A 14,290-nucleotide genomic window follows, 5' to 3' on the forward strand; every position below is an offset into this window, starting at 1 on the left:
TAACGGAAATCGGCTGAAATCAGCCATTTTTGGGTTGGCATGGCTCTTGCGAAACTACCGGACAACACAAGTCCGGAGAAAACGCGCCGTGTCGATACTGCTCAAACCCAAAGCCGCATCCGCCAACCGGCCCGACGAAATCTGGTTCACCCGCTGCCCGGTGCCGACCGCGACCGGCATCGCCTACAAACTGGGATGGCTGACCGACAGTTTCGAGGCGGACGGCATCGCCTTGCGGACATTGCAGGAATCCGGGTCGGACCTTGGCCGCCATCACTATGACCATCGCCTGCCCACCCTGATCCGCGAAGGCGGCAACATGCTGGCCATCGCCGCACGCGCGCAGGGAGAGCCGACGAAGCTGGTCGGCCTGACCTGGATCGAGGAAAGCCAGCTCATCCTCGCCCGGCCCGATTCCGGCATTGTGTCGGCGGCCGACCTCAAGGGCAAGCGGCTGGCTTTGCCGGGGTGGAGCCATAATGACATTCCCAGCCATGTGCGCGGCACCAGCATCGCGCGCGGCATGTCGCTGGCGGGATATAAGGGCGCGCTGGCCTCCGCCGGGCTGAGCTTCGACGATGTCGATCTGGTGGAAACGCCCGACCGGCTTCGCAATATCGGCGGCAGCGGGCGCGACCTGCTGCCCCGCGGCCAGAGCCGGCGCAGCGGCGTGGGCCGGCTCTGGCCGATCGAGGCTCTGGTCGAGGGCAAGGTCGACGCCATCTATGTGAAGGGCGCGGCGGCGCTCGATCAGGCGCGCGAGGCCGGGCTGGTCGTCGCTATCGACCTCGATGCGCTGCCCGACCCGCGCTTCCGCGTGAACAACGGCACGCCGCGCCCGATCACGGTGCACCAGAGCCTGATCGACGATCATTTCGATCTGCTGGTGCGCTTCCTAGCCGTCACGCTGCGCGCCGCCGACTGGGTGGCGGAGCAGCCCGACCGCCTGCGGGACATATTGGAATATGAGACCGAAGGCAGCCCGCAGGCCGTGGATCAGGCTTATGCGCGCCTGCACGAGGGGCTGCATCCCACGCTGGACGCGGAGCGGCTGGCCCTGTTCGACAGCCAAAAGAAATTCCTTTTCACCCACGGCTTTCTCAACGCCGATTTCGAGCTGTCCGGCTGGGTCGATCCGCGCCCGCTGGAGGCTGCAAGGGCACTGAACGAACAGCGCACACCCCTTCCCACTCTGTAACCGCAAGGAAATAAGCCATGTCCGACACATCAGGATTATCCAGGGACGTCATTGCCTTCATCACGCAGGCGGCGGACGATGCGCGCCGCGCTTTCCGGCTGCTCCGCGAAACGCGGACGATCTCCGCGAGCGGGACGCTGGGCTTTGCCGTGCGCGTGCCCGAAGAGGACAAGATCGTGACGCTGAGCTATGCGGGCCTGTGGGAAGACGATCCCGACAAGCCGCGTGTCAGCGTCATCGATTTCGACGGCAACCGCCTGTGGGGCGAGCAGACGGGCGGCGAGGCCCGTTACCTCAAGATCTTCAGGAAATATCCCGATTTTAAGGCGATCAGCCACGTCCACACGCCGCATCTGGGCGCCTATTCGCAGGCGCATCAGGAATTGCCTCTGCTCTATGTGCCCAACCGCCGTTTCCGCTTCACCGCGAAGCTGCCGGTCTATATCGACCGCCGCCAATTGGAGGCGGACTTCATCCTCGCTTCGATCGAGCAAGACCGCGACGTGCCCGGCATCGTGGAGGCCAATGGCGGCGCGACCATCTGGAGCTGGAAAGGCATTCGCGACCTCACCAACACTATCGTGCTGCTGGAGGAAGGCGCGCAGTTCCAGATTCTGGGACAAGCGCTGGGCGGGTCGCAGCCCTTTGGTCCCGGCGTTCTGGAACAGCAGTGGAAGATGGGCAAGCTGGTGCCGCCCGACGCGCGCGTCGATGACGACGGCACCATCCACCTGCCCCAGCCCGCCGTCGAAGCGGCGGAATGACCCAGTCTCCGGCACCTCATCCACGGTGCCGGAGCGCCCCTTTCGGAGCTATCCCCCATGCGTGACAAGAAGCGCCAACTCGCGCTCGCCGTTTTCCTGACCCGTCACGGCCATCATCCCGGAGCCTGGCGCCAGCCGGGAACGGCCAGCACCGGCAAGCCCGATTTCCGCTACTGGGCCGATCTGGTCCGCACCGCCGAGCGCGGCAAGCTGGACGCGGCCTTCTTCGCCGATTTCGTGGGCCAGAGCGGCGACAGCACCAGAGGAATCGAGCGGCGCCACGCCTTTCTCGACTTCGAGCCGCTGACCGTCATTTCCGCGCTCGCCAGCATCACCAGCCATATCGGGCTGGTGGCGACGGTGAACACCAATTTCGAGCAGCCCTATGCGCTGGCCCGCCGTTTCGCCTCGCTCGACCATATCAGCGGCGGGCGGACCGGGTGGAACATCGTATCTTCGCTGGCCGACGGCGCGGCGAAAAGCTTCGGCATCGACCAGCCCGCCAGCCATGCCGAACGCTATGCCCGCGCGGACGATTTCGTGGAACTGGCCAAGGCGCTGTGGAACAGTTGGGAAGACGACGCCTTCGACGGCGCGGACAAGGAGAGCGGCGTCTATCTGAACGCCGATGCCGTACACCCCGTCCATTATCGCGGGCCTTATTACCGGATCGATTCCGTGCTCGACATGCCGCGCCCGATCCAGGGCTATCCGGTGTTCGCGCAGGCGGGCAATTCGGAAACCGGCCGCGATTTCGCCGCGCGCCATGCCGAGATGATCTATGCCGCCGCCCAGTTCATCGAGGATGCGCAAGCCTTCTACAAGGATGTGAAGGCGCGCGTCGCCAGCCATGGCCGCGATCCCGATACGCTCAAGGTCATGCCGGGCCTGTCCTACACCATCGGCTCCAGCCTTCAGGAAGCGCAGGACAAGTTCGGCGCGCTGGAGGAGAAGGTCGACTTTGCGGGCGACCTCAACCTGATGGGGCAGGATGTGAGCGCCTATCCGCTCGACGGGCCGCTGCCCGACCTGCCGGAGCCCGAGAATGGCAAGGGGCGCTGGCGGCAACTGACCGCGCTGGCGCGGCGGGAGAACCTCACCATCCGGCAGCTTTTCCTGCGCTTCAATGCGGTGCGTGGGCATCGCGTGGTGTTGGGAACGCCGGTCGATATCGCCGACCAGATACAGGACTGGTTCGAGCGGGATGCGGCGGATGGCTTCAACCTGATCCCGCCCCTGCTGCCCAGTTCGCTGGAGGATTTCGTGGACCTTGTCGTGCCGGAGCTTCAGCGCCGGGGCCTTTTCCGCACGGACTATGAAGGCAACACCCTGCGCGAGCATCTGAACCTGCCGCGCCCCGCCAATCCCAACGACCGCACGGCGCGCGCCGCCGTGCCTATTCTTGAAACCGCCCAATAGGAGTCCTTCGTCATGACCGAGAAACTCGATACGCTCTGGTACACACGATGCCCGGTGCCGACCGGCCTTGGCATCGCGATCCAGCAGGGGTGGCTGGAGGATGCTTTCCGCGCGCAAGGCACGAGCCTGTCGTCGCTGCTGGAATCCAGCGATTTTTCCAAACGGGAGTCGCATTTCTCGCACACTGTCCGGAACAGCGTCCGGCATGGCGGCAACATCCCGGCGATCAGCGCGCGGGCGCGGGGGCGCGATACGCGCGTCATCGGCCTGTCCTGGGCGGATGAGACGCAGTTGATCCTCGCCAGCCCGGAATCCGGCATCACGTCCGTCCGCGATCTCAAAGGACGCCGCTTCGGCCTGCCCAACTGGAAGAATGTGGAAATCGACTTTTCCCGCGCGCAGGCCGTTCGCGGCCTGGAAAACGCGCTGCGGCTGGAGGGACTGGAAGTCGCCGATGTCGAGATCGTCGATCAGGACATCGACACCCATTATAGCGAGGGTCAGGCGGAAACGATCGGCGGCACGCTCGCCTGGAACGGGCGCAGCACCAGCCGGGCGCGGGCCAATAATCTGGAACTGATCGCGCTACTGCGCGGGGAAGTGGACGCCATTTTCCTAAAAGGGGCACATGGGGCGCAGGTCGCGCACCAGTTCGGGCTGACGACGGTGATCGACACGGGCGTCCATCCCGATCCGCTGGTCCGCGCCAATAACGGCACGCCGCGCACGCTGGCGGTGGACGGCCATCTGATCGACCATCATTTCGACGCCGCCGTCACCATCGTGGAGCAGGTGCTGCGCGCGGAGGCGTGGGCACAGGCGCACCCATCGGAGGTTCGCCGCTATCTGGCGCGCGAGACGAACAGCAGCGAATATTGGGTCAGCATCGCCTATGGCGAGGACGCGCAGAAAAGGTTGAAGACCGATCTGGCCGAACAGTCGGTGGCCGCGATCCAGGACTTCACCGATTTCCTCCATCGCTGGAACTTCATCCCGCAGAGCTTCGACGTGCGGGACTGGATCGACGCGCGGCCGCTGGAAGCCGCGCAAGCGCTGCCCATTGCCGTCTGAGTGGCGAAGGCACCGGAATCATGGGGGATAGGGTGAAAGTGCCGGACGCTTTTTTGCGACGCAGCCCTCTGCTGCGCTGCCTTGCCATTTATGGAGAGATGCCCGGCCGGTTCCTGCTGACCGCCACCCTGCTGGCGGGCGTCAATATCGCGCTGGTCGGGCAGCAGGTGCTGGTCGGCCATGCCGTGCAGGAAGCGCAACATGGCAAGCTGGTGCGCATCGGCCCGGACGGCCTGCTCGACTATGATCGCGCCTGGTTCTGGGTGGCGCTTCTCCTCAGCCTCTCGCTCGCCCGCGCGGCCGTGCAATATGGCGCGGGCCTGCTGTCCCTCTCCATCGGGCAGCGGCTGCTGACCATCTTGCGCGAGCGTATCCTTGTCCAGATCCAGCGGCTCGACCTTGCCTATCACTGGCGGCATGGCGTGGGTGAAATGGTGACGCGCATGACCCGCGACGCCGACAAGGTGCGCGACGCGCTCATCAATTTCTGGCGGCAGATTTTCGAGACGGGGCTGATAATCGCCATCTCGCTGGGGCTTTTATGGGTCTATTCACCCTGGCTGGCGCTGGCGCCCGCCCTGCTTCTGCTGGCCGGTATAGCGATGCTGTGGTCGGAAGCCGATGCGCTGGTCGCTCTGGATCGGCGGATCGGCGACGCCTATGACGCAGTGACGCAGGACCTGTCCGAAGGGATCAACGGCGTTCGCGTCATCAAGGCTTTTTCCCTCGGCGAAGCGCGCACGGCCCGCTTCCAGCGCCATGTCGACCTGTTCCGGGCGGAAGCGCGCGCGGCAATCCGCCATGCCTCCCGCCGGGTTCCGCTGCCACAGACGATCATCGCGCTGTCCCATGCGTGGGTGCTGGGCTTTGGGGCATGGATGGTGGCGCATGGAACGCTGGGCCTGGGCGCGCTGGTCGCGGCGATGCTGGTGGTCAATATGCTGGTCCTGCGGATCGAAGGGATCGGCCGCCTGTTGCAGGTGATCGCCGACGCCCGCGCATCGGCCGCGCGCATCTGGGAGGTGCTGGATGCCGAGCCGGTGATCCAGTCGGGCGGCAAGGCTTTACCCGCCGGGGCGATCGGCTTCCGTTTGTCGCATGTGTCGGCTTCTCCGCTGGGCGACGGCGCCGCCGTGCTGCGCGACCTCCATCTGGAAGTGCGGCCGGGCGAGGTCGTTGCGCTGGTCGGGGCCACGGGATCGGGCAAGAGCATGCTGACGTCCCTCCTTCCCCGGCTGGTGGAGGCGGATGAGGGACGCGTCGAGCTGGGGTCAGAGGCGCAGGGATGGCAGGATGTCCGCGAGGGCGACCTGCGTGAATTGCGCCGCCGCGTTCATGTGCTCCCGCAGGAAAGCTTCCTCTTTTCCGATACGCTGGCCGCCAATCTGCGCCTGTGCGCGCCCGACGCCACCGATGCGCAACTTCACGAGGCGTTGGACAAGGCGGCGGCCGGGGAACTGCTTTCCCGCCTTGGCGACGGGCTGGAAACCCGTGTCGGGGATCGCGGCGCCACGCTGTCGGGCGGGCAGAGGCAGCGCGTATGCCTTGCCCGCGCGTTGCTCGCCGACGCCGACATATTGGTGCTGGACGACGCCACCAGCGCGCTGGATGCGCGGACCGAGCGGCGGGCGATCGACAATATCCGGAGTCTGCGGAATGGACGGGCGCGGCCGCTGACCATGCTGATCGTGGCGAGCCGCCTGTCGACCGCCCTTGCCGCGGATCGCGTCGCCCTATTGTCGGGAGGGCGCATCGTCGCGGAGGGGACGCACGCGCAACTGGCGAACGACAACGCGGCCTATCGCGCGCTGATGGGACTATGACGGCATGAACGCATTTCGTGGCGACAGCGCCCTTTCCGACATCGAACTGGAAGAGAAATTCTCGCAGCGCGCGCTGAATCAGAGCGTCGTGGGCAGGCTGCTGCCGTTGATCGCGCCCATATGGCGCCAGATCGCGGCGGTGATCGGAATCGAGATCGTGCAGGTGCTGGCGATCTTCGCGCGGCCCTTGCTGATCGGTTTCGTCATCGACCGGGGCCTGCGGCAGGCAGGCCCAGGCGTCGACGCGCCGATCATCGCATGGGCCTGCGTCGGCCTTGCCGCCACATGGGGGCTGCGCTTCGCCCTGGGCGGGCTTTCGCAATATTATGCGGGAATCGCGGCGATCCGCGTGCTCAACGATCTGCGAACGCGCGTCTTCGCCCATGTCCAGACGCTGAGCGTCGGCTATTTCGACCGCACCAAGGCGGGCCGCATCATCGCCCGCGCGGACCGCGATGTCGATACGCTGGAGCCGCTGCTGATCCAGGGGCCGCCCGAGTTCCTGTCCGCCATTTTGCGCCTGTGCCTTTCGGGCTTCCTGTTGTGGCTGATCGCGCCGTCGCTGCTCGCGGGGCTGGCGGCGGTCGTGCCCATACTCCTCATCGCCACTTTGCTGTTCAAGCGCGTGTCGCAGCGCAGTTGGGCAAAGGTTGCGGAAAATCGCAGCCGCTTCACCGCGCATCTCGTCGAAACCGTGGCGGCCGTCCGCCTCATCAAGCAGTCCGGGCGGGATCAGGAAAATCTGGCGAAATATCGCGGACTGCTGGAGGATTTCAACAGGTCGCTGATCTTCGGCACGGTGCGTTCGGGCTGGTTCGCGCCGTTCACCGGACTGCTCACCACGGCCGGGCTGGCGCTGACGCTGGTGGTCGGCGGCAGGGGCATCGCGCTGGGCACGCTCACCCTTGGCGAGCTGGCGCAAAGCCTGTTCTACGTCTTTCTCTTCCTGGCGCCCTTGCAGGAGTTCAGCGACCTGTTCGAGCGCTTCGCCAACGGCACGGCCTGCGCGCAACGCATCTTCCTGCTGCTCGATACGAAGCCGGAAATCACCGACAGCCCCGCCGCATTGTCGCTGCCGGCGGTCAGGGGAGAAATCGAGTTTCGCAATGTCAGCTTCGGCTACAGGCCCGGCCGGCCGGTCATTCGCGCGCTCGACCTTCAGATCGGGGCTGGTGAGCTGCTGGCGATCGTCGGGCCGACGGGCCATGGCAAAAGCACTCTGGTTCAATTGCTGACACGATTTTACGATGCGGATGAGGGCGCGGTCCTGCTGGATGGGCAGGATATCCGCACCATCTCCGAACGCAGCTTGCGAAACCATGTCGGTGTCGTTCTTCAGGACAATGTCCTCTTCGGCGGCACCGTGCTCGACAATCTGCGGCTGGCGAAGCCGGAGGCGGGCGATGACGAACTCATCGCGGCATCGCGGCGGATCGGCGCGCATGACGTTCTGCAATCGCTTCCTCATGGCTATGCCACGCAAGTCGGTGCGCTCGGCAGTCAGCTCAGCCAGGGGCAGAGGCAGCTCATATGCCTTGTCCGCGCCTATCTTGCCGACCCGTCGGTCCTGGTGCTCGACGAAGCCACATCGGCCATCGACGTGAGCACCGAACGACGCATTCAACAGGCGCTGCGCGTCCTGTGCGAGGGGCGCACGGCACTGGTGATCGCGCACCGGCTGGAAACCATTCGATCGGCCCATCGGATCGCGGTGATCGAAAACGGGCGCATCGTCGAACTGGGGCCGCATGAAACGCTGGCGGCGGCGGGCGGGCATTATGCCGCCCTTTACGGCGCTTATGAGCGATCCGCGGGATTGGGGCCTGTCCCTCAACTCGCGCGTCGCCAACGCCATCCCGACGAGGACCATGTTCCCTCCGCCTGAACGCGGGACGACATACAGCCGGGATGCCGTGACAAGGATGAAAGCTTTCCCTGGGGTGTCCATGTGCTGATCGCTCATCATGTCGCCATTGTCGGCGGTGGTTTCAGCGGCACGCTGCTCGCCATCAACCTCCTTCGCTATGGCGCGCTCCGCGTCACCCTGGTCGAAAGGGAGCCGGACCGGCTGGCGCAGGGATGCGCTTATGGCGCGGCGCAGCCGAACCATGTCCTCAATGTCCGCGCCGGGAATATGAGCGCCTTTCCGGACGAGCCGGATCATTTTGTGCAGTGGCTGGAGCGCGAGGGACTGGGAACGGCATCCTGCTTTGCGACCCGCCGCGACTATGGGCGCTATCTGAGCGCATTGCTGGCGGACATGCAGCGGCAGGCCGGGGACAGGCTGACCATAATGTCCCGCAATGTGGAGGACGCCTTCTTCCCGCCCAGGGGCGGTTGTCTGATGCTCGCCGGTGGGGGACGGGTGGAGGCCGACATGGTCGTGCTGGCGCCGGGGAATCTCCCGCCGCATGATCTTGCCCTGTTCCGCCGATCCGCTTCGCCCGCTTATGTGCCCGATCCCTGGGCGGCCGATCTGGGCGAAGGGCTGACCGCCGACGATAGGGTGCTGCTGGTCGGCACGGGCCTTACCGCCGTGGATTGCGTGATGACGCTCGACGCCGCCGGGTTTCGCGGGCGGATCGTGGCGATATCGCGCCGGGGACTGATGCCCCAGGTCCATGCCCCGGCTCCCGGCTTCGAACCGCGCCGCGAACGTCCAAGGGGTGGCATCACGGAACTGGTGCGCGAGGTTCGCGCGCGCGCACGGGAAGTCGGCTGGCGCAACGCCATCGACGAGTTGCGGCCCTTCACGCAGGATATATGGGGCGCGGCGGATTTTTCCGAACAGTCGCGCTTTCTTCGCCACCTGCGGCCCTATTGGGACATCCACCGCCACCGGATCGCGCCCCGTGTCAGCGGCCGGCTGGAAGAGTTGCGGGCGCAAGGGCGGCTGCAAAGCCATGCGGGCAAGATCGTCCGGGTCAAACCCCGCGATGCGCGCGGATTGGAAATCGGATGGCGGGCGCGGGGACGTCGGGAGGAAGAGAGCCTGCTTGCCGCCAGGGCGATCAACTGCACGGGGCCGCTCGGCGATATCGGCCGGAGCCGCGACGTTCTCTTGCAGCGTCTGCATCGGCGGGGCCTCCTGCGCGCCGACCCGCATCATATCGGCATCGACGTGGATCGGGCGGGCAGGGCGGTGGGCGCCGATGGCATCGCCCATGAGCGGCTCCATGTGGTCGGGCCGATGACGCGCGGGGCGCATTGGGAAATCGTGGCCGTGCCCGATATCCGCAAACAGGTGTGGACCCTTGCGCGCAGCATGACGGGATCGCACTGGGTCGCCGCCGAAGGGCTTTGAACAAGCCTATCGCGCCATTGCCGCCATTCTCGCTCTGCGGGGCCGGGCAGGAACGGCTAACGCGCCGGTTCGTCCCTGCCGTCCGCGGTCACGGCAGGGCGTAGGCGACCAGTTGGTCGCTCACGGGCGTTTCCATGAAGTGATGGCCGCCCGCCATGATGACGAGATATTGCCTTCCGTTCTGGGTGTAGGTCATCGGCGTGGCCTGGCCGCCGCCCGGCAGCTTGGCGCTCCACAATGTCCTGCCGGTGCGCAGGTCGATGGCGCGGATCAGATTGTCCGTCGCGGCGGCGATGAAGATGAGGCCGCTTTTCGTGACCACAGCGCCCCCGTTGTTGGGCGTGCCGATGGTGAGGGGAAGCATTGAGGGTATGCCGAAAGGCCCATTGGTGCGGGCCGTCCCGAACGGCCGGTCCCAGATGGTGCGTCCGGTCGCCAATTCGATCGCCCGGATGCCGCCATATGGCGGCTGCTTGCAGAGCATCCCGGTGAATTTCAGGCGCCAGCCGGCATTCACATCGATGGCGTAGGGCGTCCCCGCCTGCGGGTCGCCCGCCCCCTCCGCGCCGCCGATGTTGCCGCGCGCCTGATCGCGCGGCGCCCAGCCAAGCTTGTTCGCCTCGGCGCGCGGAACCAGCCGGACATAGTTGGGCATGTCGTTGTAGTTGGCGACGATCACGCCCCGGACCGGATCAACGGCCACGCCGCCCCAATCCGTGCCGCCGTTATAGCCTGGATATTCGATGGAACGCCGACCGGATTCGGGCGGTGTGTAGAATCCCTTGTAGCTCGCGCGGCGGAACTGGATGCGGCAGATCATCTGGTCGATCGGCGACATGCCCCACATGTCCTTTTCCGTCAGATCGGGTTTGCGCAAGTTGTGGTAGAGCGAGACGCGCTGGAACGGGGCGCGCTCCCGCGGCTCCACCCCGCCGCCCGGCGCCCGGATCTGCCCTATGGGCGTCAACGGCTGGCCGGTGCGCCGGTCCAGGATGTAGATGTCGCCCTGTTTGCTGGGCAGCACCATGGCCGGCACCGGCCCGCGCGGCGTGGGGAAATCGACCAGCGTCGCCTGCGCGCCGAAATCATAGTCCCACACATCCTTGCGGACCGCCTGGAAGGACCAGCGCGGCTTGCCGGTCGTGACATCGATCGCGACCAGCGATGTCGCATAGCGGTTCTCCTGCGGCCGGCGCAGGCTGCTGTAATAGTCGGCGGCGGCGTTGCCCATGGGCAGATAGACAAGGCCCAGTTGCTCATCGCCCGAGGCGATGGTCCACATGTTCGGCGTGCCGCGCGCATAGGTCTGGCCTTCGGGCGGCGGCCCGCTGCGTTCCGGATGCATCATGTCCCAGGCCCAGCGCATCCTGCCGGTCATCGCGTCATAGGCCTGGATGACCCCCGACGGCGCCCAGCGGTCCTGCCCGTCGAGCACCTGATGGCCGGTCACGATCACCCCCCGCACGATCGTCGGGGGCGAGTTGATCGACACATAACCGGGAGGAACCTTGCCCATGCCGTCGGTTATCGAGACCTGCCCGCGATTGCCGAACCCGGCGCACGGCCGGCCGGTGCGCGCATCGAGCGCGACGATGCGCGCGTCGAGCGTTCCCAGGATGATGCGCCGCGCACAGGCTGCATCGGTCCCGGCACCGGGCGCTGCATAATAGCTGACGCCCCGGCAGGCGGCGGTGTAGGGAATGGCGTCATCCTTCACGCCCGGATCGAAACGCCACTTCTGCCTGCCCGTGGCGGGATCGAGCGCCAGTACGATGCTTTTGGGGGTGCAGAGATAGAGGGTGTCGCCGATCTTCAACGGCGTCGTTTCGGCCCCATAGGTATCGCGAATCCGCTTGGAATGCGGCATATCGCCGGTGTGGATCGCCCACGCCCGTTCAAGGCCCGCAACATTGGCCGGCGTGATCTGCGCCAGTGGAGAGTAGCGCCGAGCGCTGTTGGTGCCGCCATAGGCCGGCCAGTCAGCCCCCGCGGCGGCAAGGGACGGATCGGCCATGGCATAGCGATCGCCCGGCAGTCCGGCTTGCACCGGCGGAATGTAATTGCCCGCGATGCTCCAGCCGAAGGCGATTGCCGCGATCAGCGCGGCCGCGACGCCGATACCGGCGCGGCGCCAGCGGCCGGGCTTGCGCGTCATCGTCGGCACGACCAGCATCACGGCGATCAGCAATATCAGCGGCGCCACCAGGCGCGGCACCAGCGCCCATGGACGGAGGCCCACTTCCCAAAGCGCCCAGCAGAAGGTCGCGGCGAAGATCGCGCCGTAGAGCCAGGCACCGGCGATCCTTCCACTTGCCAGAAGGATGCCCGCCGCCCCCATGGCCAGACCGGTGAACAGATAATAGGCCGAGCCGCCTTCCGTCAGGAGCAACGCCCCGCCCAATGCAAGCACAAGGCCGATGAGCGCAATCACCGATCCCAGGATGATGGCCGCCATGTTCCTGCGGGCCGGGGGTGTTTCTCTGTTCATCGCTTTCCTCCATGCGTCCTGCGATGCTCAGCGCTAAAAGCATCGGCGGGAAGCTCCGTTCCATCGCAATGGCAGGGCAGAACGCATTGCCGATGAAAAATCACGCCGGACAAACCGCGTGGACGAGGGGAGGGAACGCTATCGATCCCCGGCCGTTTCCGGTTCATGCCAGTTGCCGTCCCCCTTCCGCTTATCCTTGGGTTGCTGCTGTGCAGCATTGCCCTGCTGGTCGTGGGTATGTTCCTGCGAAGCCGTGGCTATTTCCGCTCACGCCGTGCATGGCTCGTCTGGACCATTATCAGCGTGCTCCCGCTCCTGGGAGGGGGCCTGTTCCTGTTCACCAAACATCAGATCGATATGGCCACGGGGAAAACAGGGATCAGGAACGATCCGGCCGTGCCCGGAAGGCCATGACCCGCCCACGGTCATGCGATGATTGTTCGCGGCCGCCGGCGAACGGAAGAAGGGGAAGGTCCGCAATCCACGCATAAGGCCGATTGAAAGCGGCGGATCAATTCTCCTCCTCGGTCGACCCGAGCACGTCCTCCTCATCGTCCATCTGCGGTTCTCCGGCAAAGGCGTCGTTGTCGATATGGCCCGACCGCACCATGTCCGTCATCCGGTCGACCAGATCGGGCGCGTCGTCGGGCGTGATCTGCGCCGGGTTGGGGCGTCCGCCATGTTCACTGTCTTCGGCGAGGTCGGTCGCGCGGTTCCGCGCCGATTCCGTCACATCCTGCGCTTGCGTGCCCTTTTCGGTCTGTTCGCTGTTTTCGTCCGGTTCGTTGGAAGGAAGCTGGTCCATGACTTGATCCTTTCGGTGCTCGATCCCGCTGTCCCAACGGATCACTTCTCCGACTGTTCCGGAAAAGCGCTGGACAGCAAGCCGCCAAGGCGGCAAGAGCCGCCCGATCCCTTTTCGCGCAGCATCGAAGGAATCCTCATGTCCCGCAGGCTGATATCTTCCGGTTCGCCGTTCGAGGCGCATGTCGGCTATTCCCGCGCCCTGGTTCAGGGCGACTGGTGCTTCGTGTCGGGCACCACCGGCTATGATCCCGAAACTCGCGCCATGCCCGAACGCGCCGCCGATCAGGCGGCCAATGCGCTCAAGGTCATCGGCGCGGCGCTGGAGGAAGGCGGCTTTTCCTTCGGCGATGTCGTGCGCGTCAATTATTACATCACCGATCCGGCTTATTGGGACGAGATCGCGGCGCCCCTGCGGGCCGTCTTCGGGGACATTCGCCCCGCCGCCACCTGCACCGTCACCGGCCTCATCAAGCCGGACATGAAGATCGAAATCGACGTCACCGCTTTCAAAGGATAATCCGCCATGATCACCATGTATGGCATCAAGAATTGCGACACGATCAAGAAGGCGCGCAATTTCCTCGACAACAGCCGCGTTTCCTACAGCTTCCACGATTACAAGGTGTCGGGCGTCGACGAGGAGCGGTTGCGCGGCTGGGTGGACGAACATGGATGGGAAACCATCCTGAACCGGTCGGGCACGACGTTCCGCGCCTTGCCGGAAGGGGACCGCGCCCATATCGACGCGGACAAGGCGGTGCTGTTGATGATGGCGAACCCGTCGATGATCAAGCGGCCCATCCTGGATGTGGGCGGCCGCACCATCGTCGGTTTCAAGGCATCGACCTATGAAACCGCGCTGGAGGGCGCGGCGGCGTGAAGCGCGGAGCGGGGCTTCGTTCCTGCTGACCTTGTCAAATGACGGACATGAGCGAATAACGGAACCATGCTTTCGCAGAAGACCCGCTATGCCATTCGCGCACTACAGCATCTGGCCGATCGCTACCGTCAGGGTCCGGTTCCGCTCACGGAAATTTCGACGCAGCAGAATATCCCCGCCAAGTTCCTGACGGTGATCCTGTCCGAACTGGCGCGCGAAGGGCTGATCGAAACGCAGCGCGGGCGGGACGGCGGCTATTGGCTGGCGCTCTCGCCCGTCGATATCAGCTATGGCGATATCGTGCGGCTGACGCGGGGATCGCTCGCGCTGACCCCTTGCGCCAGCCGTTTCGCGCACGAGACATGCAATAACTGCCTGCCCGAATCGGAATGCCGCTTGCATCGGGTGATGCTGCGCGTGCGGGACGAAACGGCCAAGGTGCTGGACGGAATCAGCCTCGCCGAGCGGTTCGACATGGAGGAAGCGGGACAGGATCGGTAGGACGGGACTTGCGCCGGGCGAGCCTCTTCGCCACA

At 65.5% G+C, this 14,290-nt stretch carries 12 protein-coding genes; 10 read left to right on the forward strand and 2 right to left on the reverse strand.

The annotated features are described in order from the left end of the window. Positions 1-88: 88 nt before the first annotated feature. The 7 genes from IQ35_RS11790 (at position 89) to IQ35_RS11820 (ending at position 9,579) form a co-directional block, all read left to right on the forward strand. Positions 89-1,198, forward strand: a complete 1,110-nt coding sequence (locus IQ35_RS11790) for an ABC transporter substrate-binding protein (protein WP_184204911.1) — start codon at positions 89-91, stop codon at positions 1,196-1,198. A 17-nt stretch (positions 1,199-1,215) separates the two neighbouring features. Further along, positions 1,216-1,962: a class II aldolase/adducin family protein gene (locus IQ35_RS11795; protein WP_145073741.1), complete on the forward strand. Its 747-nt coding sequence runs from the start codon at positions 1,216-1,218 to the stop codon at positions 1,960-1,962. 57 nt (positions 1,963-2,019) lie between these two features. Continuing rightward, a complete protein-coding gene (locus IQ35_RS11800) occupies positions 2,020-3,381 on the forward strand; it encodes an LLM class flavin-dependent oxidoreductase (protein ID WP_145073744.1) in 1,362 nt (453 codons plus the stop codon). Positions 3,382-3,393: 12 nt separating this feature from the next. Then, positions 3,394-4,452 carry an ABC transporter substrate-binding protein gene (locus IQ35_RS11805; RefSeq protein ID WP_021244840.1) on the forward strand — a complete coding sequence of 353 codons (1,059 nt, stop codon included), beginning with the start codon at positions 3,394-3,396 and terminating at the stop codon, positions 4,450-4,452. Positions 4,453-4,550: 98 nt separating this feature from the next. Next, entirely contained in the window at positions 4,551-6,275 is a 1,725-nt protein-coding gene (locus IQ35_RS11810) for an ABC transporter ATP-binding protein (RefSeq protein WP_242003338.1), read from the forward strand. A 4-nt stretch (positions 6,276-6,279) separates the two neighbouring features. Continuing rightward, positions 6,280-8,160, forward strand: a complete 1,881-nt coding sequence (locus IQ35_RS11815; protein ID WP_145073750.1) for an ABC transporter ATP-binding protein — start codon at positions 6,280-6,282, stop codon at positions 8,158-8,160. 63 nt (positions 8,161-8,223) lie between these two features. Then, positions 8,224-9,579 (forward strand): FAD/NAD(P)-binding protein, encoded by a 1,356-nt coding sequence (locus IQ35_RS11820; RefSeq protein WP_311768311.1) that lies wholly within the window; start codon positions 8,224-8,226, stop codon positions 9,577-9,579. A gap of 88 nt (positions 9,580-9,667) precedes the next feature. Here IQ35_RS11820 and IQ35_RS11825 read toward each other — a convergent pair whose 3' ends face one another. After that, positions 9,668-12,067 (reverse strand): membrane-bound PQQ-dependent dehydrogenase, glucose/quinate/shikimate family, encoded by a 2,400-nt coding sequence (locus IQ35_RS11825; protein ID WP_145073753.1) that lies wholly within the window; start codon positions 12,065-12,067, stop codon positions 9,668-9,670. A 511-nt stretch (positions 12,068-12,578) separates the two neighbouring features. Beyond that, complete coding sequence (locus IQ35_RS11830) at positions 12,579-12,872, reverse strand: hypothetical protein (protein ID WP_021244846.1); 294 nt, start codon at positions 12,870-12,872, stop codon at positions 12,579-12,581. A gap of 138 nt (positions 12,873-13,010) precedes the next feature. Between IQ35_RS11830 and IQ35_RS11835 the strand changes: the two genes are divergently transcribed. The 3 genes from IQ35_RS11835 (at position 13,011) to IQ35_RS11845 (ending at position 14,255) form a co-directional block, all read left to right on the forward strand. Further along, positions 13,011-13,391 (forward strand): RidA family protein, encoded by a 381-nt coding sequence (locus IQ35_RS11835; protein WP_031291028.1) that lies wholly within the window; start codon positions 13,011-13,013, stop codon positions 13,389-13,391. A 6-nt stretch (positions 13,392-13,397) separates the two neighbouring features. Then, the gene (locus IQ35_RS11840; protein ID WP_021244848.1) at positions 13,398-13,754 is read left to right on the forward strand and encodes an ArsC family reductase; all 357 of its coding nucleotides are present in this window, start codon (positions 13,398-13,400) and stop codon (positions 13,752-13,754) included. Positions 13,755-13,820: 66 nt separating this feature from the next. Next, entirely contained in the window at positions 13,821-14,255 is a 435-nt protein-coding gene (locus IQ35_RS11845; protein ID WP_021244849.1) for an RrF2 family transcriptional regulator, read from the forward strand. Positions 14,256-14,290 lie beyond the last annotated feature (35 nt).

Source organism: Sphingobium wenxiniae, from assembly GCF_007830065.1.
GTDB classification, from domain to species: domain Bacteria; phylum Pseudomonadota; class Alphaproteobacteria; order Sphingomonadales; family Sphingomonadaceae; genus Sphingobium; species Sphingobium wenxiniae.

Coding starts and splice junctions, on each gene's coding strand:
- IQ35_RS11835 (WP_031291028.1), top strand. CDS start 13,011: ATGTCCCGCAGGCTGATATCTTCCGGTTCGCCGTTCGAGGCGCATGTC.
- IQ35_RS11805 (WP_021244840.1), top strand. CDS start 3,394: ATGACCGAGAAACTCGATACGCTCTGGTACACACGATGCCCGGTGCCG.
- IQ35_RS11830 (WP_021244846.1), bottom strand. CDS start 12,872: ATGGACCAGCTTCCTTCCAACGAACCGGACGAAAACAGCGAACAGACC.
- IQ35_RS11840 (WP_021244848.1), top strand. CDS start 13,398: ATGATCACCATGTATGGCATCAAGAATTGCGACACGATCAAGAAGGCG.
- IQ35_RS11800 (WP_145073744.1), top strand. CDS start 2,020: ATGCGTGACAAGAAGCGCCAACTCGCGCTCGCCGTTTTCCTGACCCGT.
- IQ35_RS11815 (WP_145073750.1), top strand. CDS start 6,280: ATGAACGCATTTCGTGGCGACAGCGCCCTTTCCGACATCGAACTGGAA.
- IQ35_RS11810 (WP_242003338.1), top strand. CDS start 4,551: ATGCCCGGCCGGTTCCTGCTGACCGCCACCCTGCTGGCGGGCGTCAAT.
- IQ35_RS11795 (WP_145073741.1), top strand. CDS start 1,216: ATGTCCGACACATCAGGATTATCCAGGGACGTCATTGCCTTCATCACG.
- IQ35_RS11845 (WP_021244849.1), top strand. CDS start 13,821: ATGCTTTCGCAGAAGACCCGCTATGCCATTCGCGCACTACAGCATCTG.
- IQ35_RS11825 (WP_145073753.1), bottom strand. CDS start 12,067: ATGAACAGAGAAACACCCCCGGCCCGCAGGAACATGGCGGCCATCATC.